The 20,749-nt window shown below is 71.9% G+C and carries 18 protein-coding genes; 13 read left to right on the top strand and 5 right to left on the bottom strand.

All coding sequences use genetic code 11. From position 1 onward, the window contains the following. Positions 1 to 143 precede the first annotated feature (143 nt). The 4 genes from SROS_RS07375 to SROS_RS07360 all read left to right on the top strand — a co-directional run bounded on the left by SROS_RS07375 (position 144) and on the right by SROS_RS07360 (position 4,215). Positions 144 to 1,595: a carotenoid oxygenase family protein gene (locus SROS_RS07375; protein WP_012888273.1), complete on the top strand. Its 1,452-nt coding sequence runs from the start codon at positions 144 to 146 to the stop codon at positions 1,593 to 1,595. Positions 1,596 to 1,779: 184 nt separating this feature from the next. Further along, entirely contained in the window at positions 1,780 to 2,949 is a 1,170-nt protein-coding gene (locus tag SROS_RS07370) for an acetyl-CoA C-acyltransferase (RefSeq protein WP_012888272.1), read from the top strand. After that, a complete protein-coding gene (locus SROS_RS07365) occupies positions 2,946 to 3,917 on the top strand; it encodes an LLM class F420-dependent oxidoreductase (protein WP_012888271.1) in 972 nt (323 codons plus the stop codon). The genes SROS_RS07370 and SROS_RS07365 overlap by 4 nt, the downstream gene beginning before the upstream one ends. A gap of 106 nt (positions 3,918 to 4,023) precedes the next feature. Continuing rightward, positions 4,024 to 4,215, top strand: a complete 192-nt coding sequence (locus tag SROS_RS07360; protein ID WP_012888270.1) for a hypothetical protein — start codon at positions 4,024 to 4,026, stop codon at positions 4,213 to 4,215. A 136-nt stretch (positions 4,216 to 4,351) separates the two neighbouring features. Here SROS_RS07360 and SROS_RS07355 read toward each other — a convergent pair whose 3' ends face one another. Together SROS_RS07355 and SROS_RS07350 are read right to left on the bottom strand one after the other, a co-directional pair. Beyond that, the gene (locus SROS_RS07355; protein ID WP_043651538.1) at positions 4,352 to 4,675 is read right to left on the bottom strand and encodes a DUF3817 domain-containing protein; all 324 of its coding nucleotides are present in this window, start codon (positions 4,673 to 4,675) and stop codon (positions 4,352 to 4,354) included. A gap of 43 nt (positions 4,676 to 4,718) precedes the next feature. Next, positions 4,719 to 5,477: an SURF1 family protein gene (locus tag SROS_RS07350; protein WP_012888268.1), complete on the bottom strand. Its 759-nt coding sequence runs from the start codon at positions 5,475 to 5,477 to the stop codon at positions 4,719 to 4,721. A gap of 143 nt (positions 5,478 to 5,620) precedes the next feature. Here SROS_RS07350 and SROS_RS50790 point away from each other — a divergent pair, with 143 nt between their 5' ends. From SROS_RS50790 to SROS_RS07335, 4 genes are all read left to right on the top strand, one after another. Next, the gene (locus SROS_RS50790; RefSeq protein WP_012888267.1) at positions 5,621 to 5,788 is read left to right on the top strand and encodes a hypothetical protein; all 168 of its coding nucleotides are present in this window, start codon (positions 5,621 to 5,623) and stop codon (positions 5,786 to 5,788) included. A 265-nt stretch (positions 5,789 to 6,053) separates the two neighbouring features. Continuing rightward, entirely contained in the window at positions 6,054 to 7,511 is a 1,458-nt protein-coding gene (locus tag SROS_RS07345) for a flavin-containing monooxygenase (protein ID WP_043651536.1), read from the top strand. Positions 7,512 to 7,687: 176 nt separating this feature from the next. Then, positions 7,688 to 8,929, top strand: a complete 1,242-nt coding sequence (locus SROS_RS07340; protein WP_218919823.1) for an inorganic phosphate transporter — start codon at positions 7,688 to 7,690, stop codon at positions 8,927 to 8,929. A gap of 129 nt (positions 8,930 to 9,058) precedes the next feature. Continuing rightward, complete coding sequence (locus SROS_RS07335; RefSeq protein ID WP_052316889.1) at positions 9,059 to 10,300, top strand: phosphotransferase family protein; 1,242 nt, start codon at positions 9,059 to 9,061, stop codon at positions 10,298 to 10,300. Between the two features lie 88 nt (positions 10,301 to 10,388). Here SROS_RS07335 and SROS_RS07330 read toward each other — a convergent pair whose 3' ends face one another. After that, positions 10,389 to 12,179, bottom strand: coding sequence for a gamma-glutamyltransferase family protein (locus SROS_RS07330; RefSeq protein ID WP_012888263.1), 1,791 nt, complete (start codon positions 12,177 to 12,179; stop codon positions 10,389 to 10,391). A gap of 131 nt (positions 12,180 to 12,310) precedes the next feature. Between SROS_RS07330 and SROS_RS07325 the strand changes: the two genes are divergently transcribed. The 4 genes from SROS_RS07325 (at position 12,311) to SROS_RS07310 (ending at position 16,299) form a co-directional block, all read left to right on the top strand. Further along, entirely contained in the window at positions 12,311 to 13,423 is a 1,113-nt protein-coding gene (locus SROS_RS07325; RefSeq protein WP_012888262.1) for a sensor histidine kinase, read from the top strand. Beyond that, positions 13,420 to 14,067, top strand: a complete 648-nt coding sequence (locus tag SROS_RS07320; protein ID WP_012888261.1) for a response regulator transcription factor — start codon at positions 13,420 to 13,422, stop codon at positions 14,065 to 14,067. Before SROS_RS07325 ends, SROS_RS07320 begins: the two co-directional genes overlap by 4 nt. A gap of 95 nt (positions 14,068 to 14,162) precedes the next feature. After that, positions 14,163 to 14,786 (top strand): Uma2 family endonuclease, encoded by a 624-nt coding sequence (locus SROS_RS07315; protein ID WP_245564582.1) that lies wholly within the window; start codon positions 14,163 to 14,165, stop codon positions 14,784 to 14,786. Between the two features lie 97 nt (positions 14,787 to 14,883). Next, a complete protein-coding gene (locus SROS_RS07310) occupies positions 14,884 to 16,299 on the top strand; it encodes a tetratricopeptide repeat protein (RefSeq protein ID WP_012888259.1) in 1,416 nt (471 codons plus the stop codon). Between the two features lie 83 nt (positions 16,300 to 16,382). On the opposite strand, the gene ald is transcribed toward SROS_RS07310, so the two are convergent. Continuing rightward, a complete protein-coding gene (ald, locus tag SROS_RS07305) occupies positions 16,383 to 17,498 on the bottom strand; it encodes an alanine dehydrogenase (protein ID WP_012888258.1) in 1,116 nt (371 codons plus the stop codon). Between the two features lie 89 nt (positions 17,499 to 17,587). Beyond that, a complete protein-coding gene (locus tag SROS_RS07300) occupies positions 17,588 to 18,982 on the bottom strand; it encodes an aspartate aminotransferase family protein (protein WP_012888257.1) in 1,395 nt (464 codons plus the stop codon). 280 nt (positions 18,983 to 19,262) lie between these two features. Here SROS_RS07300 and SROS_RS07295 point away from each other — a divergent pair, with 280 nt between their 5' ends. Further along, positions 19,263 to 20,609, top strand: coding sequence for a M20/M25/M40 family metallo-hydrolase (locus tag SROS_RS07295; protein ID WP_012888256.1), 1,347 nt, complete (start codon positions 19,263 to 19,265; stop codon positions 20,607 to 20,609). The last annotated feature ends 140 nt before the right edge of the window (positions 20,610 to 20,749 follow it).

Raw genomic sequence — 20,749 nt, 5'->3', positions numbered from 1 at the left:
CCGGTGCCGCCTCGAATCCGCTGATGAAGTGCCACGCTAACCAACTCGATCTTGCCTTGGATAGTTTGACCCACTCCCTGACGGGACGATCAGGACCTCATGACCGTTGACGGGCTGACTTCTTTTATCGTAGCTTCCGGGGTATGGCGGAACCTGTGGTGGTCATCGACGAGTCGGGCGAGCCGAATCCGTACCTGATGGGCGTCTACGCCCCGGTCCAGGACGAGATCACGGCGGAGAACCTCAAGGTCGTCGGGGAGATCCCGAAGGATCTCAACGGCGTCTACCTGCGCAACGGGCCGAACGCGCGGTTCCCGGCCAAGGGGCGCTACCACTGGTTCGACGGGGACGGCATGGTGCACGCCGTGCACTTCGAGAACGGCAGGGCCCGCTACCGCAACCGCTATGTCAGGACCAGGGCGTTCGAGGCGGAGTCGGCCGCCGGAAGATCGCTCTGGACCGGCGTCATGGAGAACCCCAAGGGCAACCCGTTCGGCAACACCCGCGGGCTCAACCTCAAGGACTCGGCCAACACCGATGTGATCTTCCATCGGGGCAAGGTCCTCACGACCTGGTACCTGTGCGGCGCGCCGTACGGCATGGACCCCCTCAGCCTGGAGGCGCTGGGCGCGGAGACCTTCCTCGACACCCTGACCGGCGACTTCATGGCGCACCCCAAGCTGGACGAGCGGACCGGGGAGCTGTTCTGGTTCGACTACGGGCCCGGCAGGCCCTATCTGCGCTACGGGGTGGTCGGCGCCGGAGGCCGGGTGGAGCACTGCGTGGAGCCGGACCTGCCCGGGGCACGGCTGCCGCACGACATGGCGATCACCGCCAACCACGCGATCCTCATGGACCTGCCGCTCTACCAGGACATGGACGCCGCCCGGCAGGGCCGCTACAAGCTGACCTTCAACCGGGAGCTGCCCTCCCGCTTCGGGGTCATCCCGCGCCGGGGCCAGGCGCACGAGATCCGCTGGTTCGAGGCGGAACCCTGCTACATCTACCACGTCGTCAACTCCTGGGAGGAGAGCGACGAGATCGTCATGGACGTGTGCCGGGTGTCGCGGCCCGCGCCCGCCGGGAGCGGGAGCCCGCTGGCCCGGATGATCTCCTACCTCAAGCTCGACGCCCGGATGCACCGCTACCGGTTCGACCTGCGCACCGGCCGGACGCACGAGGAGTCCGTCGACCCGGACCACAACACCGAGTTCCCGTCGATCGACGCCCGCCTGACCGGCCGGAGGTCGCGCTACGCCTACAACGTCTCGGTCAAGGACGCCGCCACCAACCTCTTCGACGGCCTGGTCCGCTACGACAACGTGACCGGCGCCAAGGAGACCTACTCCTACGGCGAGCACCGCTACGGCAGCGAGGCGCCGTTCGCCCCGCGTGACGGCGCCACCGCCGAGGAGGACGGCTACCTCGTCAGCTTCGTCACCGACGAGCGCGAGGGCACCTCCGAGGTGCAGGTCCTGCACGCCGCGGACCTGAGTGCCGGGCCGGTAGCCCGGATCATCCTCCCCCAGCGCGTGCCGCTCGGCTTCCACGCCACCTGGGTCCGCGCCGACCAGCTGAAGGGCGGGACCGGATGAGACCGCCGCACGGGGCCCGGCGCGGCACGCCACGGGCGGGCTCGCGGCGCGCGTCACGGGCGGGCGCCGCGAGCACTTCACGGACGGGTGCCCGGAGCACGTCACGGGCGGGCTCGCGGCGCACGTCACGGGCGGGTGCCCGGAGCACGTCATGGACGCGTGAGACCCGGCGGGGGCCGCTCCGATGACGGCCTACCTCTACGACGCGGTCCGGACCCCGCGGGGCAAGGCCAGGCCGGGCGGCGGGCTGGCCGGCGTGACGCCGCTGGCCATGCTGGAGAGGCTGCTGCACGGCCTGCGCGAGCGGACCGGCGTCGAACGGGCCGACGACATGGTCGTCGGCTGCGCCTCGCAGAACGGCGACCAGGGCGGCAACCTGGCCCGGACCGCCGCGCTGACCGCCGGGTTCGACACCCCGGGCATGACCGTCAACCGCTACTGCACCTCGGGCATCGACGCGATCCGCACCGCCTTCGCGCTGGTGGAGTCGGGCCAGGGCGGCACCGTGATCGCCGGTGGGGTCGAGTCGGTCTCCCGGGTGCCGATGTTCTCCGACGGCGGGCCGTTGTGGGCCGACCCGGCGGTGGTGGACAAGGTCGGGTCGATCCACATGGGCATCGCGGCCGACGTGGTCGCGACGGCCGAGGGCTTCGAGCGCGAGGAGCTCGACGCCTACGGCCTGCGCACCCAGACCCTGGCGGCGCGGGCCTGGGCGGCCGGGCGCTACGAGCGCTCGCTGCTGCCGGTGAACGGCCTCCGGCACGACGAGCACGTACGGCCGGGGCTGACCCTGGAGGCGTTCACCGCGATGGCCCCCGCCTTCGCCGGGCAGGACGACCAGGACGCCATCGTCCGCAGGCACCGGCCCGGCCTCGGCGAGATCCGCCACCTGCACACCCGGGGCACCTCCCCCAGCCTGTGCGACGCGGCGGGCCTGGTCCTGGTCGGCTCGGAGCGGGCCGCCGCGGACCTGAGGACGCCGCCCCGGGCCAGGATCGTCGCCACCGCGACCGCCGTCGTCGACCCCGTCACCATGCTCACCGCGGGCCAGCTCGCGGTCGAGCGGGTCGTCGCCAAGGCCGGGCTGACCCCCGGCGACGTCGAGGTCTACGAGTTCGCCGAGGCCTTCGCGGCCCTGTGCCTGAAGTTCCAGCGGGACCTGAAGGTCGGCGACGACCGTTTCAACGTCAACGGCGGCACCATCGCCATGGGCCACGCCTTCGGCGCCACCGGCGCCCTCCTCGTCGCCGCCTGTCTCGACGAGCTCGACCGCCGCCGGGCCCGCTACGGCGTCGCCGCCGTCAGCGGCGCCGCGGGCAGCGGTTCGGCCCTCCTCCTGGAGCGCGCCGGATGAGGCCCGCGGCGGGTCCCGTGAAGCTGGGCGTCTCGCTCGGGTTGTGGCAGGACCGGCCCGCCGGTGAGGCCCTGCTGACGGCGAGGGCGGCCGACGAGCTGGGATACGGCGAGCTGTGGGTGGGCGAGATGGCCACCTACGACGCGTTCGCGCTGGCCACCGCCGTAGGGCTGGCCACGGGGCGGATCGGGCTCACCGTCGGGCCGCTGGCGGTCACCGTACGGGATCCCATGATGATCGCCATGGGGGTGGCCTCGGTGTCCGACCTCGTCGGCAGGCCGGTCGACGTGGCGGTCGGGACGTCGAGCCCGCTGGTCGTGGAGGGCTGGCACGGCCGCTCCCGGGCGCGGGCGGCGACGGCGCTGCGGGAGGCGGTGCGGGCGCTCAGGCCGCTGCTCGACGGCGGCAGGTCGGATTTCGCGGGCGAATGCCTGAGCAGCCGCGGCTACCACCTCCGGCTCCCGGCCCCGCGCTCCGAGCTGAGCGTGGCGGCCTTCGGCGCCTCCGCCGTGCGGACCGCCGCGACGGCCGACCGGATGGTGCTCAACCTGGTCACCCCGGCCTCCGCCGCCCGCCTGGTCGCCGACCTCCGTACCGCGTCCGAGGGGCCCCCGCCGAGGGTGGCGGCCTGGGTGACGGCCGCCGTCGACCCCGGCCGCGAGGCGGTCGACCGGATACGGCGGGGCGTCGTCGGCTACCTGGCCGCGCCGGGATACGGCGAGATGTTCGCCGAGGCCGGGTTCGGGGACGTCGTGGAGTTCGCCAGGACCCGGCCGCACCCCCGGGAACTGCTGGCCGCCATCCCCGACGGCCTGCTGGAGTCGGTCGCCCTCCTCGGCGACGTGGGGGCGGTGCGCGAGCGGCTCGGTGCCTACGCCGAGGCGGGCGTGGACGAGGTGGCCCTGGTGCCCGTCGCGACGGACGCCGACCCCGGCGGCGTCGCGACGCTCAGGGCACTGGCCGGATAATCACGATATATCTCGGATGGAACGCGGTGACGCACCCACACGTTGGACGGACGACGCAGAATGAACAGAGGCGGGGCGTCGGCTCCGCGTTCGGAGGATGTTGAGGATGTCGCCCGTCCAGAAATACGCGATCGGCGCCGGGGTAGCTGTGGTCCTGGCGTGGCTGCTCCTGCCCGGCTGGCTGACCCTGCTGGTCGTCCTTGGCGTCGTCGCCGCCCCGGTCGTCGGCTACCTGATGCTCGATCCGTCCCAGCGCGAGCGGCTCAAGCGCGCCCGCAGGCGCGGTCTGGGCCGCTGACGCGGTGCCGGGAGGCTCGCTTCCCACCGGGAGGCGAGCCCCGGCCCGTCGGTGCCGGCGGCTCCCGCCGGCGGACGGCCGTGAGCCGGTGGACGCCGGGGCGGGACCGGCTGCCGGGTGGCCGTGAAACGGCTGGTCAGGCTGGCGTCGGGGCCGCCGCGAGCTCGGCCTCCACGCGCCGGGTGACCTTGCGCTCGAACACGAACGACAGCAGCGGCACGGTGCCCGCCAGCATCACGCCCACGATGTACTGCCATGACCAGCGGGCCTTCATGCCCAGGTTCATCGCGGCCACCAGGTACAGCATGTAGAGGAAGCCGTGGATCGGAGAGACGATCTTCGACGGGCCCTCGATGCCGAACCCGTACCTGAGCACGATGCACGTGACCAGGACGAGCAGCATCACGCCGACGATGTACGCCAGGATGCGGAAGGGCTTGAGGGCGGAGTCCACGGTCATCTACCTCGGTCTTGGGGTTCGGACACTGAAACGATATGCGGCCTCAGGCTGCGGCCGGTTCGGGGCCGGGCTTCTGCTCCCGCTCAGCCGTACGGCCGCGCAGGATGTCGCGCACGAAGTGCCACCACATGAAGACCGCGAACAGGCCGAAGATCCACCACTGGGCGGCGTAGGCGAGGTTGCGCCAGGTGAGGCCGCCGGCCACGGTCGGCGGGAGCACGCTCACCGGCTTGGCCGCGACGGCCGGGGCCGGTGACTGCGCACCGGCCACCACGAACCCGTCGCGCAGTTTCGTGCCCCGCCACAGGTTGACCAGCTCGGCCGACGACACGGTCAGCACCTGGCCCTGCGGCAGTTGCCGGATACGGCGCTGCACGCTGTCGGTGGCCTCCGAGGGCTGCAGCCGTCCGGTGACGGTCACCTTGCCCGCCGGTACGGCGACGGCCGGGTCGCCGGCCCGGGGCACCCAGCCGCGCACGACGGGGATCGAGGTGCCGTCGCCGAGGTCGAGCGGGGTGAGCAGCCACAGGCCGCCGTCCCGTTCGGCCACCAGGAGCTGCTTGGACCCGTCGAAGGTCCCCTCCGCCGTCACCTGGCGGCTGACCGCGTCACTCGTCAGGTGCCTGCCGGGCTGGGTGAGGGTGCCGACCGCCACCGGGGCGGGGTCCCGGGTCGCCTGGGGCTTGCCGGAATCCTCGAAGACGCCGAGCTGCCAGCGGCCGAGCAGTCCGCACACGACAAGCGCTCCGATCGCGAGCAGGTGGAGCACCAGCACGCGAGGAGAGAACAGGATCCGGAGCATGACACCACGCTATCCGCCCCGGTCGGCGGTCCCGTCCCCAGGACCGCACCTCACGGGCGCCACCGGCCCCACACGTCACCGGCTCTCCGCGAAAGTGGCACAAATCGGTGTCGGAGGGCATGCCATATCGCTAAAGTCGACCCATGTCTGATCCTCAGATTGACCCGGCTGGCAACACCCAGCAGTTCCGCGCGTTCGCTCAGCGGAAGGAGCCGGAGGCCGCCCCCCAGAAGCGGTCGCCGGTCGTGCCGATCGTCGTGGTGGTCGCGGTGCTGGTCGTCGCCGCCATAGCCGCCTATCTGATCCTCTAGGGATCGGGCAACCGACAGCGCCGACGGCATCGCCCTCGGCGCTTTTCGCGTTCCCCGGGAGTCTTTCCACGCCGTTCCGGGAAGGATGCATACCGACCAGTCGGTGTGAGGCGGCTCACCCGCCCGAGTATGGACGGCCCGGGGATCCGCCAACTACATTGGACGAGTCGTCCAATAGTACGGAACGCCCTCGCCACCTGGGCTGCGCCGTACGCCAGGAGGCTCCAGACCCATGCGCCGCCAGGAGAGCCAGCAGGGAGACCGTATGAGCACGCGTCCCGGGATAACGATCATCGGCTCCGGCTTCGCCGGGCTGGGCATGGCGATCAAGCTGAAGGAAGCCGGCTACCACGACTTCGTGATCCTGGAGAAGGCGGCCGACATCGGCGGCACCTGGCGGGACAACACCTACCCGGGCTGCGCCTGCGACGTCCCCTCGCACATGTACTCCTTCTCCTTCGAGCTCAACCCCGGCTGGTCGCGCATGTTCTCCCCGCAGACCGAGATCTGGGACTACATGCGGACATGCATCGCCAAGTACGGCCTGGCACCGCACTTCCGGTTCGGCAAGGACGTCGTCGGGCTGGAGTACGACGACGACGCCGGCCACTGGCGGGTGAGCACCGGCGACGGCGGGACGCTCAGCACCAACGCGGTGGTCTCGGGGATCGGCGCCCTGCACGTGCCGTCGCTCCCGGAGATCCCGGGCCGCGAGAGCTTCCGCGGCCCCTCCTTCCACTCGGCCGAGTGGGACCACTCGGTGGACCTGACCGGCAGGCGGGTCGCGGTGATCGGCACCGGCGCCTCGGCCATCCAGTTCGTGCCGCGGATCGCCCGGCAGGTCTCCCGGCTCCACCTGTTCCAGCGGACGCCCCCGTGGATCCAGCCCAAGCCCGACTTCCCCATCTCGCCCCGGATGAAGAAGGCCCTCGCCCTGCCCGGCGCCGCGCGGGCGCTGCGCAACTCGATCTACTGGGCACTGGAGACCCGCGCGCTCGGCTTCACCATCGACCCGCGCCTGATGAAGGCGCACCAGACGATGGCCCTGCGCCACCTGGCCCGGCAGGTCCCCGACCCGGGGCTGCGCGCCAAACTGACCCCCGACTACACGATCGGCTGCAAGCGCATCCTCATCTCCAACGACTACTATCCCGCCCTGAGCAGGGACAACGTCGAAGTGATCACCGACGGGGTGGCCGAGATCCGGGAGAACTCGATCATCGACTCCACCGGCCGGGAGATCGAGGTGGATGTGATCGTCTACGGCACCGGATTCAAGGTCACCGACGCGCTGAACGAGCAGCGGATCGTCGGCAGGAACGGCCGGAAGATCCAGGAGGCCTGGCAGGACGGCATCGAGGCCTACTACGGGATCACCACCGCCGGATTCCCGAACCTGTTCTTCCTGCTCGGCCCCAACACCGGCCTGGGTCACAACTCGGTCGTCTTCATGATCGAGTCTCAGGTCCGCTACGTGATCGACTGCCTGCGCCTGCTGTCGAGGACCGGGGCCAGAGCCCTGGACGTCCGGCCCGAGGTCCAGCGCGAGTTCAACGACCGCCTCCAGAGCCGCCTGCACGACCTGGTCTGGAACGAGGGCGGCTGCAAGAGCTGGTACCTGGACGAGCACGGCGTGAACCGGACGGTCTGGCCGGGCTTCACCTTCGAGTACTGGGCGCGCACCCGGAGGATGCGGCCCGAGGCCTACGAGCTCATCCACTGATCCCCGGCGTCCCTCCGGGCACGACCTGTCACGGAGGTGACGGCCCGTAAGGAACCCGGCCCGCCTGCTCGTCCCCGGCGTCCTCGCGGCGGGGACCGGCACCGCCGCGCTCGTCCGGGGCGAATTCCGAATTTTACGGGGAAGATGGATTATCCATCGCCGAAGCAGATCAGGGCATGTGTATGGACGTAGGCCCGCTGCTGCTCTTCGTCGTGGTCGCGACGGCGCTGGTCTTCGCCTTCAGCAACGGGTTCCATGACACCGCCAACGCGATGGCGACGTCCATCGTGACCGGGGCGCTGCGGCCGCACATGGCCGTCGCACTGGCGGCCGTCCTGAACTTCGTCGGAGCCTTCCTGTCACTGAAGGTGGCGGCCACGATCGCCGAGAGGATCGTGAGCGGCGACGCGATCACGCTGATGGTCGTCTTCGCCGGCCTGCTGGGCGGGCTGGTGTGGAACCTGGTGACCTGGTACTTCGGCCTTCCGTCAAGCTCGACGCACGCCCTCATCGGCGGCGTGGTGGGCGCGACCCTCGTCTCGGCGGGCACCTCCGCGGTCCATGGGCAGAAGATCGTGTCGGACATCCTCATCCCGGCGGTCCTCTCTCCGCTGGCGGCCGTTCTCGTGGCGGCCAGCGGCACCTACCTCGTCTACAGGATCACCAGGAACGTGTCCGGCCGCCTGCGCGAACGAGGGTTCCGGATCGGGCAGATCGGCTCGGCCTCGCTGGTGTCGCTGGCCCACGGCAACAACGACGCCCAGAACACCATGGGCGTCATCACGCTCGCGCTGATCGCCAGCGGCGCGATCGGCGACGGCGCCACCGTGCCGACGTGGGTGATCGTGAGCAGCGCGACCGCGATGGCCCTGGGAACCTATGTCGGCGGATGGCGGATCATCCGGACCGTCGGCAAGGGACTGATGGACATCGCGAGCCCGCAGGGGTTCGCCGCCGAGACATCCTCGGCCGCGATGATCCTCGCCGCGTCGAGCTTCGGCTTCCCGCTGTCGACCACCCACGTGTGCTGTGGCTCGATCCTGGGCTCGGGACTGGGAAGGCGCAGGATCCGGTGGGGTCTGGTGTCCCGGATGGGGGCGGTGTGGCTGATCACCCTGCCGGCGTCCGCTCTGGTGGGGGCGGCCGCGTGGAAGGGCGCCCAGGCCATCGGGGGGTTCCCCGGCGTCGCCGTGATGTTCGTGGTGGCGCTGGCCTTCGCCCTGGAGATCTACGTGGCCGCGGACATGAGGCCGGTCAACGCCTCCAACGTCAACGCCGAGTGGAAGGAGGACGGGTCGCCCCCGACCTGTGTCCCGGAGCCCTATCTCCCGGAGCCCGCGCCGCTGGACGGGACGGCACAGGCCGGCGAGCCGGATTCGCGGGAGGGGCCGGCACCGAGAAGGGAGCCGATGTCGTGAGCGGCCCATCGGCCGGGGCGCCCTGACCCCACTCCCCCCACTCCCAAGCGCCCTCCGCCGCCCTCCGAACGGCCTCCCTGCGTGGAAAACCGTTCGCCCGCCCGCCGTGCCGGCGGACAGACTGGCCGGATGGATCGAGGATCAGGCCGGACGGTGAGCGCGCTGGTGACCGTCGGCGACCGGCGGCTCGGGGCCTTCGGCCCGTTTCCGGTGGACAGTCCCTGGTGGGCCGATGTCGAGCCGGTCGTCGCGCACCTGGCGTCGGCACTCGGTGTGCCCGTGACAGTGCTGCGCCTGCTCGACGTGGACGGCGGCGAGGGCGCCCGGGACGGGCACGTGACCTACCACGTCGAAGCACTGGGGCCTCCCCGCCACGGCCTGCCGTCGCCCTGGCCCGACGGCGCCGGCGATCTGGTGGGCCCGTCCGCGCGGCGGGCCGGCTGGGCCACGGCCTCGGGCGTGCGTGAGGCGCTGGACTGGGCGGGTTCCGCGCTCCGCGCCTCGGGCCGGCCACCGAGCGGACCCGCCGATCAGATGAGGACGTGGAACCTGTCCGGGCTGTTCCGGCTGCCGACCATGCAGGGCCCGGCCTGGCTCAAGATCACCCCCGGGTTCGCGACCTGCGAGGCGCGCGTGATCGAGACGTTCGCCCGGGTGGACGCGGACTCCGTGCCCACCGTGCTGGCCGCCGATCCGGCCCGCCGGCGGGTGCTGCTGGACCACGTGCCCGGAGTGGACTGCTGGGCCGCGTCCGAGGACGTCATCGGCGCCGCGGTGCGCCGCCTGGTCGCGGCGCAGGCGGCGATCGCGGAGCGGGGCGAGGGGGTCCCCGACGGGCTGCCCGACCGTACGCCGCGCGTCCTCGCCGCCATGGTCGACGAGCTGCTCGACGGCGAGGTGGCCGGCGAGCTGAGCGCCGATGAGCTGTCGTCGGCCCGCGGGCTGGCCGGGCGGCTGCCGGCGCTCGTCTCCTCGCTGGAGGCGTGCGGCCTGCCGTACACCGTGGTGCACGGCGACTTCCATCCCGGCAACGTGAGGTCGGACGGCATGCGCACGGTCATGGTGGACTTCGCCGACAGCCATTTCGGGCACCCCGTGCTGGACGGCCTGCGGATGCGCGACTTCGTGCACGGCGGCGAGCGGTCGGCGCGGGTGGAGCGTGTCTGGGCCGAGGAGTGGTCGGCCCGCGTTCCCGGCTCGGACCCGGCCCGCGCGCTGGCCCTCGCGGAACCGCTCGCGCACCTGGCATACGCCGTGAGATACCAGGAGTTCCTGGACAACATCGAGCCGAGCGAGCGGCGCTACCACGCGGGCGACCCCGCCTCGGAGGTCCGCGCCGCCCTGGAGTGCGTCCGGCCGCCCGCCTCCTGACGGAGCCCGCCGCCCGCCGCGGCCCATGGAGCCGCGGCCACCGGGGAGCCGTGGCCACCCGGGGGCCGCGGGCGGGCGGGGAAGGGTCCTACCGGCGCTCGCTCACCACCAGGGCGCTGCCGCCACCCCGCCGGGTGGGCTCGGCGACGGCCTGGAGCCTGCCGTGGCGGAGGAACTCGACGGCGGTGGCCGCGCCGATCTCCGGGTTCGGCACCAGGCTGTGCCCCTTGGCCGTGAGCCCGGCACCGTAGCGGTCGATGAAGCCCTGCTCGGCCTGGGTCTGGGCGGTGTTGCGCTGGGTGGCGCGGGGGGCGGCCAGCGCGTCCGGCAGTGACATGCCGAGGTCCCAGCGGTTGACCAGGATCTGCAGGACGGTCGTGATGATCGTGGAGCCGCCCGGCGAGCCGAGCGCGAGCAGCGGCTTGCCGTCGGCCAGGACGATCGTCGGAGCCATCGAGGAGCGGGGACGCTTGCCGGGCGCGGGCAGGTTGGGGTCGCCCGGGGCGGGCCCGAAGGTGAAGTCGGTCAGCTCGTTGTTGAGCAGGAAGCCCCGGCCGGGGACGACGATGCCGTTGCCGCCGGTGGACTCGATGGTGATGTTGTAGGCGACCACGTTGCCCCAGCGGTCCGTCACGACCAGGTGAGTGGTCTCCGGCCCTTCGGCGGGCGTCGGGGTGGCCTGCGCCGGAGGCGCGGCCTGGCACGGCCCGTAGGCGCCGTCGGGGTCTCCCGCCGGGGCCGGGTGGGCCAGCGCCCGATCACCGATCAGGCAGGCCCGCTCCTTGGCGAACCCGTCGGACAGCAGCTCCTTCAGCGGCACGCCCGGGATGTCGCCGACATACTTGCCCCGGTCGGCGAACGAGAGCCGGGAGGCCTCCAGATACTCGTGCACGCCGACCTCGGGAAGGGTCTCCAGGATGTTGAGCGCCTCACCGACCGTCGAGCCGCCCGATGACGGGGGCGCCATGCCGTACACGTCCATGCCCTTGTAGGTCATCTTCGTGGGTGGCCGCTCGATCGCCCGGTAGGCCCGCAGGTCGGGCAGTTCCATCAGGCCGGGCCGCACGTTGCGGGTGGAGCCGGGCGTGACCGGCGGGCTCTTCACCGTGGCCACCACCTCCGAGCCGAGCCGCCCGCCGTACAGCCAGCCGCCGCCCTCCCTGCCGAGCCGGCGGTAGGTGTCGGCGAGCTCGGGGTTGCGGAAGGTGGAGCCGACCGGTGGCGGGGCGCCGCCGGGGAGGTACAGCTTGGCGGTGGAGGTGAAGTCCTTGAACCGGGCCGCGTTGGCGGCGGTCTGGTCGTAGAAGGTCTGGTCGACGGTGAACCCCTCGGAGGCCACCTTGACCGCGGGCTTGAGCGCCTGTCCGAGCGAGAGCGTGCCGAACCGGCGCAGGGCCAGCTCCCACTGCGCCACGCTACCCGGCACCCCCGCCGACAGCCCGCTGGTGACCGCCTCGTCGAACGGGATGCCCTCCAGGGACGTCGCGGTCATCGCCCGGGGCGCCGTCTCCCTGCCGTCGATCGTGTGGACCTTCCTGTGCCGGGCGTCGTAGTAGACGAGGAACCCGCCCCCGGCCAGCCCGGCGGAGTAGGGCTCGGTCACCCCCAGCGTGGCCGCCGCCGCGACGGCCGCGTCGACCGCGTTGCCGCCCCGGCGCAGCACCCCCAGCGCGGCCTCGCTCGCGTCCAGGTCGACGGTCGCGACCGCCCCGCCGTACCCCTCGGCGACGGGTCTCTTCTCCGCCGGGCCAGGCGGCGACACCTGGCCCGGCAGCGACACCTGGCCCGGCGGCGACGCCGCCACGGCGGGCTGCACCAACAGAACGGAGCCACCGGCCAGGATCCCGGCGAGCGGCACGGCTAAGCGACGAGCGATCATGATGGCCTCCTGCAGACAGCTTGTCTCAGCTCGCCTGCCCTGTCAGCCCCTCGGCTACCACGAGCGTCGTAGTGCCTCATGCCCCGGAGGGTGGACGCGCTGGTCAGCGGGGTGGACATAAGGTTCTGGGCGTGCGCGCCAAACCCCGATGGATCGAACCGCTGCTCCCGCTGTTCGTGGCGGTCCTCCAGGTCACGATGACCTGGGCCGCCCAGTGGAACCAGCCCGAGCGCGTCCAGGCGGACGCGGTCGGCGTCGCGCTGCTGGTGGCCGGGCCGCTCGCGCTGGTCGCGCGGCGCCGCCACCCGGTGCTCACCCTGATCGCCACCCTGGCCGTGACCTGCGTCTTCATCGCCCGAGGCCACGCGTACGGCCCGATCTTCTTCAGCCTGGTCATCGCACTCCACAACGCCGTCGTCCTCGGCCGGCGGCGCGCCGCCTGGGCGGTCTCGGTCGTGGCCTACGTGTTCTTCGTCGTCTACACGACCTGGCTGGCCCCCGTCCCCAGCCCCGGGCTGTGGCACATGTTCGCGGTGGCGACGGCCATCGGGGTCGTCCTGGCGCTGGGCGAGTTCGTCCGGGCCAGGAGAGAACGGCTGGCCGAGCACGAGCGGGTGGTCCAGGAGGAGACCCGGCGGCAGGCCAGCGAGGAGCGGCTGACCATGGCCCAGGAGCTGCACGACGTGCTCGCGCACAACATCTCCCTCATCCACGTCCAGGCCTCCACCGCGCTGCACCTGATCGACGACCAGCCCGAGCAGGCCCGCACCGCCCTCACCACCATCAAGCAGGCCTCCAAGGACGTGCTGACCGAGATGCGCTCGGTGCTCAACGTGCTCCGCGACGGTGCGCCCCGCTCCCCCACCGCCGGGCTGGAGCGGCTGGAGGAGCTCGTCGAGCGCAGCGGGCTGCCGGTCACCAGACAGGTCACCGGCGAGGTCAGGGCGCTGCCGCCGGAGGTGGACCGGGCCGGCTACCGCATCGTCCAGGAGGCGCTGACCAACGTCACCCGGCACGCGCCGGGCGCCGCGGTCACCGTCCTGCTGGACTACGGCCCCCGCGAGCTGCTGATCCAGGTCACCGACTCCGGCGGCGGAGCCCCGGGGGAGAGCCTGGGCGGCGGGAACGGCGTCCCCGGCATGCGGGAGCGGGCGGCCGCCCTCGGCGGCTCGCTGACCGCCAGGCATCATGGACAGGGCTTCCGTGTCGAGGCGCGGCTGCCGATCCCGGAGGGACCCGAATGATCAAGATCGTTCTCGCCGACGACCAGGCCCTGGTCAGGGCCGGGTTCCGAGCCCTGCTCGACGCGCAGCCGGGGATGACCGTGGTGGCCGAGGCCGCCGACGGCGCCCAGGCCGTACGGCTGGCCGCCGAGCACGAGCCCGACGTGGTGCTGATGGACATCCGGATGCCGGGCATGGACGGCCTGACCGCCACCCGGGAGATGCCCCCGGGACCGAGGATCATCATCCTGACGACCTTCGAGCTCGACGAATACGTCTTCGAGGCGCTCCGCAACGGCGCCAGCGGGTTCCTGGTCAAGGACACCGAGCCGGCCGAGCTGATCCAGGCCGTCCGCGTCGTCGCCGACGGCGACGCCCTGCTCTCCCCCGGCGTCACGCGCCGCCTGATCGCCGAGTACGCCAGCCGCGCCAAGCCGCCCCACCCCTCCCAGGACCTCGGCATGCTCACCGACCGCGAGCGCGAGGTCCTGTCCCTGGTCGGCACCGGCATGACCAACGACGAGATCGCCGGCAAGCTCTTCATGAGCCCGGCCACCGCCAAGACCCACGTCAGCCGCACCATGATGAAGCTGCACGCCCGCGACCGCGCCCAGCTCGTCGTCATCGCCTACGAGTCCGGCCTGGTCCGTCCCGGCTGGGTCTAGGCCCTGCGCGTCTTTGCCGATCCCTCACACTCCGACGGCACGCTTTGGATACTCACCGTGTTCACGAGGACACGAAGGGGCACATACTCATGCTCATGACATCACGACGGCGCCCGGCCGACCTGAGGCCCTCCCCCGAAACCGCGTCCCAGCCCCTGCCCGGTACGGCCCGCGAGCTCTTCGACGCGCTCCCGCAACTGCCCGGGCTCCGCACCGAAGTCATCGACGGGAGACTCATAGTGAGCCCGGTAGGCACCCCCGAGCACGGCTGGCTGGCGATGCTTCTCTCTTACGAGCTGTATCCGCTGATCCTGGATCGTGACTGGCATGGGTATGCCGGCAACGTCGACGTCTGCATCGACGGGCCCCGCGACCCGGTCGAGCCGGACTTCGTCCTGGCCCCGGCCGACTGCCCCCGCTGGGGCGATCGCAAGCTGCTCTCCTCCGGCCTGATCATGGTCGCCGAGATCGTGTCGCCGGGGAGCGTCGTCGACGACCGGGACCGCAAGCCGGGCATCTACGCCTCCGGCCAGGTCCCCATCATGATCATTGTCGATCCCGTCGCCACCCCCGCCACCGTGACCGTTCTCAGCGACCCGAAGGACGGCGTCTACCTGACCTCCACCCGCGTCGCGGTGGGCAGTCCGGTGCACATCCCCGAGCCGGTCGGCTTCACGCTGGACACCTCCGTCTTCGAGAAGGCGCTGGGCAACCCGTAACGGGGGCGGGAGCACGGCCGGGGCGACAAGTCCGCGATTACGCTCCGCCGCCGCGCACTCACATGTCACCCTGTGGACTGTCGACGAGGAGGGTGGCATGGGGTGGTGGCAGGGCGACCGGGAGACGCCTGGTGTCTCGGCACCCACCCCGCCGGGCGTGGAGCACGGGATCGGCCCGGAGGGCGAGGCCGGGCTGCTGCTGGCCGCGCACGGTGGCGACGTCCGGGCCGCGCACCTGCTCGGCCGCCACTTCACGCAGCGGGGCGACCGTTCGGCGGCGCGGCACTGGTGGGAGCGGGCCGCGGCCGCGGGCAACATGGACAGCGCCTACAACCTCGGCGTCTGGCACGAGAAGCACGGCAGCCTGGAGGAGGCCGTGAGGTGGTACGGACTGGCCGCGGGCGTCGGCGACGTCGAGGCCGCGGCGAACCTGGCGACGCTCCTGCTGGAGCAGCGCGGCGACATGGCCGCCGCCCGGCGCTGGTTCGAGACGGCGGCGCGGGCGGGCTCCCGGCCCGCCGCCCGGCGGCTCGCGCTGATCTGCGAGGACGGCGGCGAGACGGAGGCCGCCGTGGAATGGCACCGGCGAGCGGCGATGGGCGGTGACCTGGCCTCCGCCCATGACCTGGGGTTCCTGGCCTACGCCTTCGGCGAGGAGGACGAGGCGCTGCGCTGGTGGGAGCTGGCCGCCCGGGGCGGCCACGCCGACGCGGCCTACCATCTGGGCCTGTTCCTGCGGGCCAACCGGGATCCGGAGGGCGCCGAGGCGTTCTACCGGCTGGCCGCCGGGAACGAGCATCCCGGGGCGGCGTCCCAGCTCGGCGGGATCGCGCTGTCCCGGGGGGAGCTGCGCACCGCCCGCGCCTGGTTCGAACGGGCCGCCCGCACCGGGCGGGTCGACGACCAGCGGACGGCCGGGTTCGTGTGCGTGGAGCTGGGCGACTCCCCGGCGGCCGGCCACTGGTTCGCCAGGGCCGCGGCCTGCGGCGATCCGGAGGCCGCGTTCAACTACGGCCTGCTGCTCATCGCCGAGCACGACGACCTGGAGGGCGGGCAGCGCTGGTTCCGCCAGGCGGCACAGGCCGGGCACCGCCGGGCGGCGGTCGAGCTGGCCTCGCTGCTGCCGGCGACCGGTCTCTCCCATGAGGCGGAGCAGTGGCCGGCGGATCCGCCGTCCCCGGTCCGGGACCGGGCCGCCGAGCCCGAGCTCGTCGCCCGCGCGGAGCTGACCTCCGCCGCCGTGGCCCGGCGGGGCGGGACCCCGCTGAGGGCCGGCGACCTGGCCGAGATCCTCGGGACCTGGGATGCGGTCACCCGGCCGCTGCGCGACCACACCGAGGTGACGGCCTGGCTGGCCGGGCAGAGCGGCCTGCCGCGAGGCGCGGTCGAGCGTCTGGCCTCGGTCCGGGCCACGCTGCTCCGGCCCGGCGGCGCTCCCTGGCCGACCGCCGCCGAGGTCGAGCAGGTCCTGGCCACCGTCCGCGACCTGCGGGCCCGCCTGGCATCGCGGTGAGTACGGCGGGACGGCCCGCGCCGCACCCGGTGGGCGCGGGGCACGGGCCGTCCCGTCATGTCCAGGCGGCTGTTCCGTCGCGTCTAGGCGGCGATGACCTGCGAGACCGGCACGTACGGCAGGTCGAGGGCGAGCGCGACCTGGTCGTTGGTGAGCCGGCCCGCGTGGGTGTTGAGGCCCAGCGCGAGGCCGGCGTCCTGCTGGAGCGCGGACTTCCAGCCCAGACCGGCGAGCTTGACCGCGTAGGGCAGGGTCGCGTTGGTCAGCGCGTAGGTGGAGGTGTTGGCCACCGAACCCGGCATGTTGGCCACGCAGTAGAAGATCGAGCCGTGGACCTGGTAGGTCGGCTCGGCGTGCGTGGTCGGGCGGGAGTCCTCGAAGCAGCCGCCCTGGTCGATGGCGATGTCGACGAGCACGGAGCCCGGCCTCATGCGGGAGACCAGCTCGTTGGAGACGAGGGTCGGGGCCTTGGCGCCCGGGATCAGCACCGCGCCGATGACCAGGTCGGCCTCCAGGACCTCCTTCTCGATGGCGTAGGAGGTCGAGACGAGGGTCTTCAGGCGGCCCTGGTAGATGGCGTCGATGGAGCGCAGGCGGTCGATGTTGAGGTCGAGGACCGTGACGTCCGCGCCCATGCCGACCGCGATCTGCGCCGCGTTGAGGCCGGAGACGCCGGCGCCGATGACGACGACCTTGGCCGGGGCCACACCGGGCACGCCGCCGGGCAGCACGCCGCGGCCGCCGTTGAAGCGCATCAGGTTGTAGGCGCCGACCTGCGGGGCCAGGCGGCCCGCGACCTCGGACATCGGGGCCAGCAGCGGCAGGGTGTTGCCGACCTGGACCGTCTCGTACGCGATACCGGTGACCTGCTGCTTGAGCAGGGCGTCGGCGCACGCGCGGCCCGCCGCCAGGTGCAGGTAGGTGAAGAGCACCTGCCCGGCACGCATGCGGTCGTACTCCTCCGCGATCGGCTCCTTGACCTTGAGGATCATGTCGGCCTCGCCCCACACCTCGTCTGCGGTGTCGAGGATCTTGGCGCCGGCGAAGAGGTAGTCCTCGTCGGGAAGGTGCGAGCCGAGGCCCGCGCCGCGCTGGACGTAGACGTCATGGCCGTGACGGACCAGTTCGTGCACGCCCGCCGGGGTGGCGGCGACGCGGTACTCATGGTTCTTCACCTCGGCGGGCACGCCGATCTTCATTACGGGTCCTTTCGGAGTTTCGGCTGGGGGGTCAGAGCACGGGTCGAACGGGTGCGGGTGTGTCTGGGCGAGCCGGGCGCGGCGGCGAACTACAGCCGGCTCCATGCCTCCGTAAGCACGGAGCGGAGGATCGACTCGATCTCGTCGAACTCCTTGGGACCGCAGATGAGCGGCGGGGCGAGCTGGATCACGGGGTCGCCGCGGTCGTCGGCGCGGCAGTACAGGCCCGCGTCGTAGAGGGCCTTGGACAGGAAGCCGCGGAGCAGGCGCTCGGACTCGTCGGCGTTGAAGGTCTCCTTGGTGTCCTTGTCCTTGACCAGCTCGATGCCCCAGAAGTAGCCGGAGCCGCGCACGTCGCCGACGATCGGCAGGTCGCGGAGACGCTCCAGGGTGGAGCGGAAGACCGGCTCGTTGCGGGTCACGTGACCGAGCAGGTCCTCGCGCTCGAACAGGTCGAGGTTGGCCAGGGCGACCGCGGCGGAGACGGGGTGTCCGCCGAAGGTGTAGCCGTGGGCGAACATCTCGGTGCCGTTGCTGAACGGCTCGAACAGCCGGTCCGAGGCGATCATGGCGCCGATCGGCGAGTAACCGCTGGTCATGCCCTTGGCACAGGTGATGATGTCGGGGACGTAGTCGAACTTCTGCCCGCCGAACATGGTGCCGAGGCGGCCGAAGGCGCAGATGACCTCGTCGGAGACGAGCAGGACGTCGTACTCGTCGCAGATCTCACGCAGGCGCTGGAAGTAGCCGGGCGGCGGCGGGAAGCAGCCGCCGGCGTTCTGCACCGGCTCGACGAAGACGGCGGCCACGGTGTCGGGGCCCTCCATCTCGATGGCGCGGGCGACGCGCTCGGCGGCCCAGTAGCCGTACTGCTCCGGGGTCATGCCGGGGACGCCGGTGATCTCGTCGGCCCGGTAGTGGTTGGTGTTCGGCACGCGGACCGAGCCCGGGACCAGCGGCTCGAACATCTGCTTGAAGGCCGGGATGCCGGTGATCGACAGGGCGCCCTGCGGGGTGCCGTGGTAGGCGATCTGGCGGCTGATGACCTTGTGCTTGAGCGGCTTGCCGGTCAGCTTGAAGTACTGCTTGGCGAGCTTCCACGCGCTCTCGACGGCCTCGCCGCCGCCGGTGGTGAAGAAGACGCGGTTGAGGTCGCCGGGGGTCTCGGCCGCCAGCCGCTGGGCCAGCTCGACGGCCTTGGGGTGCGCGTAGGACCAGAGCGGGAAGAACGCCAGCTCCTGGGCCTGCTTGGCGGCGGCCTCGGCCAGCTCGCTGCGACCGTGCCCCGCCTGGACCACGAACAGGCCGGCGAGTCCGTCAAGGTAGCGCTTGCCGTGCACGTCGTAGATGTATGCGCCCTCACCGCGCACGATCATCGGGACTTCGGCACCCCTGTCAGAGCTGTGCCGGCTGAAGTGCATCCACAGGTGGTCCTGCGCGGCCTGCATGAGCGAGGCCACGTCGGTGTTTTCAGGGTGGGTCATAGCTATCTTCCCTCGGTGATCTGAGCTCCCCACAGTCTGCATCCCAGCAGAACGTCTTGCCAAGTGAAAACGTGGCAATAGAGTGCAAGAACTTCGGAATCCGCAAAACAGGCATGTAACAACAACGAAATCCGCGTACAGAATTCGGGAGTGTCCGGGCCACGCGCAACCCTCGGTTCCGTTTGACGGAATGCTGGTGTGCTGGAATCGGGGTGAACCACAGCCACATGCCGACTGTGATCAAATAGGACGACCAGATATTGAGATGCGAGGGAAAGTCGTGACTCCTGCCGAGATCGAAGGCGCCGTCGCCGCCGGCCTGCCCCAGGCGGTCGAAGACCTCAAGCGGCTCGTCGCCATCCCCTCGGTGGCCTTCCCCGGCCACCCGGAGGAGCCGGTGCGCGCGGCCGCCGCGGCGACCGAGGAGCTGCTGCGCAGCGCCGGACTGCCGCACGTCCGGCAGATTCCGGTCGAGGGAAGCTTCCCCGCCGTCTACGCCGAGGCACCGGCCCCGCCCGGCGCGCCGACCGTGCTGCTCTACGCCCACTATGACGTGCAGCCCGCGGGCGACCCCGCGCTGTGGCGCACCCCGGCCTTCGAGCCGACGGAGGTCGACGGGGCCATCCACGGCCGCGGCGCCGCCGACGACAAGTCCGGCATCATCTCCCACGTCGCCGCGCTCCGGGCCTTCCGGGGAGACTTCCCGGTGGGCATCAAGGTGATCATCGAGGGCCAGGAGGAGTACGCCGGGGAGCGCCTTGAGGCCTTCGTCGAGCAGAACCCCGAGCTGCTCCGCGCCGACGCGATCATCGTCGCCGACTGCGGCAACCCGAGCGTGGGCGACCCGGCGGTGACCACCTCGCTGCGCGGCATGGGCGCCTTCACCGTCGAGGTGCGCACCCTGAAGGAGTCGCTGCACAGCGGCTCGTTCGGCGGCGCCGCCCCGGACGCGCTCGCCGCGCTGATCCGGATGCTGGCCGGCCTGCACGACGACCACGGCGACATCCGCGTCCCCGGCCTGCCACGCGGCAGCTTCCTCGGCTCCGGCCCCTCGGAGGAGGAGTTCCGGGCCACGGCGGGCGTGCTCGACGGCGTCTCGCTGGTCGGCTCGGGTTCGCTGGCCGACCGCCTGTGGGCCTCCTACGCCATCACGGTCACCGGCCTGGACGTGCCGACCGTCTCCGGCGCCATCAACGCGGTCCAGGCGGTCGCGCGCGCCCGGGTGACCGTACGCGTGCCTCCGGCGGGCGACCCGAAGACGACCGTGGACGCCGTGGTCGACTTCCTCCGTCAGGTTGCTCCCTGGGGTGTCGAGGTCCACGTCACCGACTACGTGCTGGGCTCCGGCTACCTCGCCGACTCCGGCGGAGCCGCCCGCGCCGCGCTGAACCGGGCGATGGAGCACGCCTTCGGCCGTCCGCCGCGCGACGTCGGCGCCGGCGGCTCGATCCCGCTGGTCTCCACGCTCGTCAAGCAGTTCCCCGCCGCGTCGATCCTGCTGTTCGGCGCCGAGGACGACGACGCCTCGATCCACGCGCCCAACGAGCGGGTCAACATCGAGGAGCTCCGCCGCACGGCCCTCGCGGAAGCGCTCTTCCTCCAGGAGTACGGCTCCGCGACGGTCTAGCACGACCGTTCGAGAGGACCCGTCCCCATCCGGCATGACCGGCGGGGGCGGGTCCTCTCCGCGTTGTCGCGAGCCGTCTGTCTCGTCGAAACGAGTAGCCCGGCCATGGACCCGGTCCTAGCGATCGTTGCGCTACGCGC

Origin of the sequence: Streptosporangium roseum DSM 43021, from assembly GCF_000024865.1 — a bacterium.
In the GTDB taxonomy this organism is placed as follows: domain Bacteria; phylum Actinomycetota; class Actinomycetes; order Streptosporangiales; family Streptosporangiaceae; genus Streptosporangium; species Streptosporangium roseum.
This window is presented reverse-complemented; position numbering and strand designations above follow the sequence as displayed.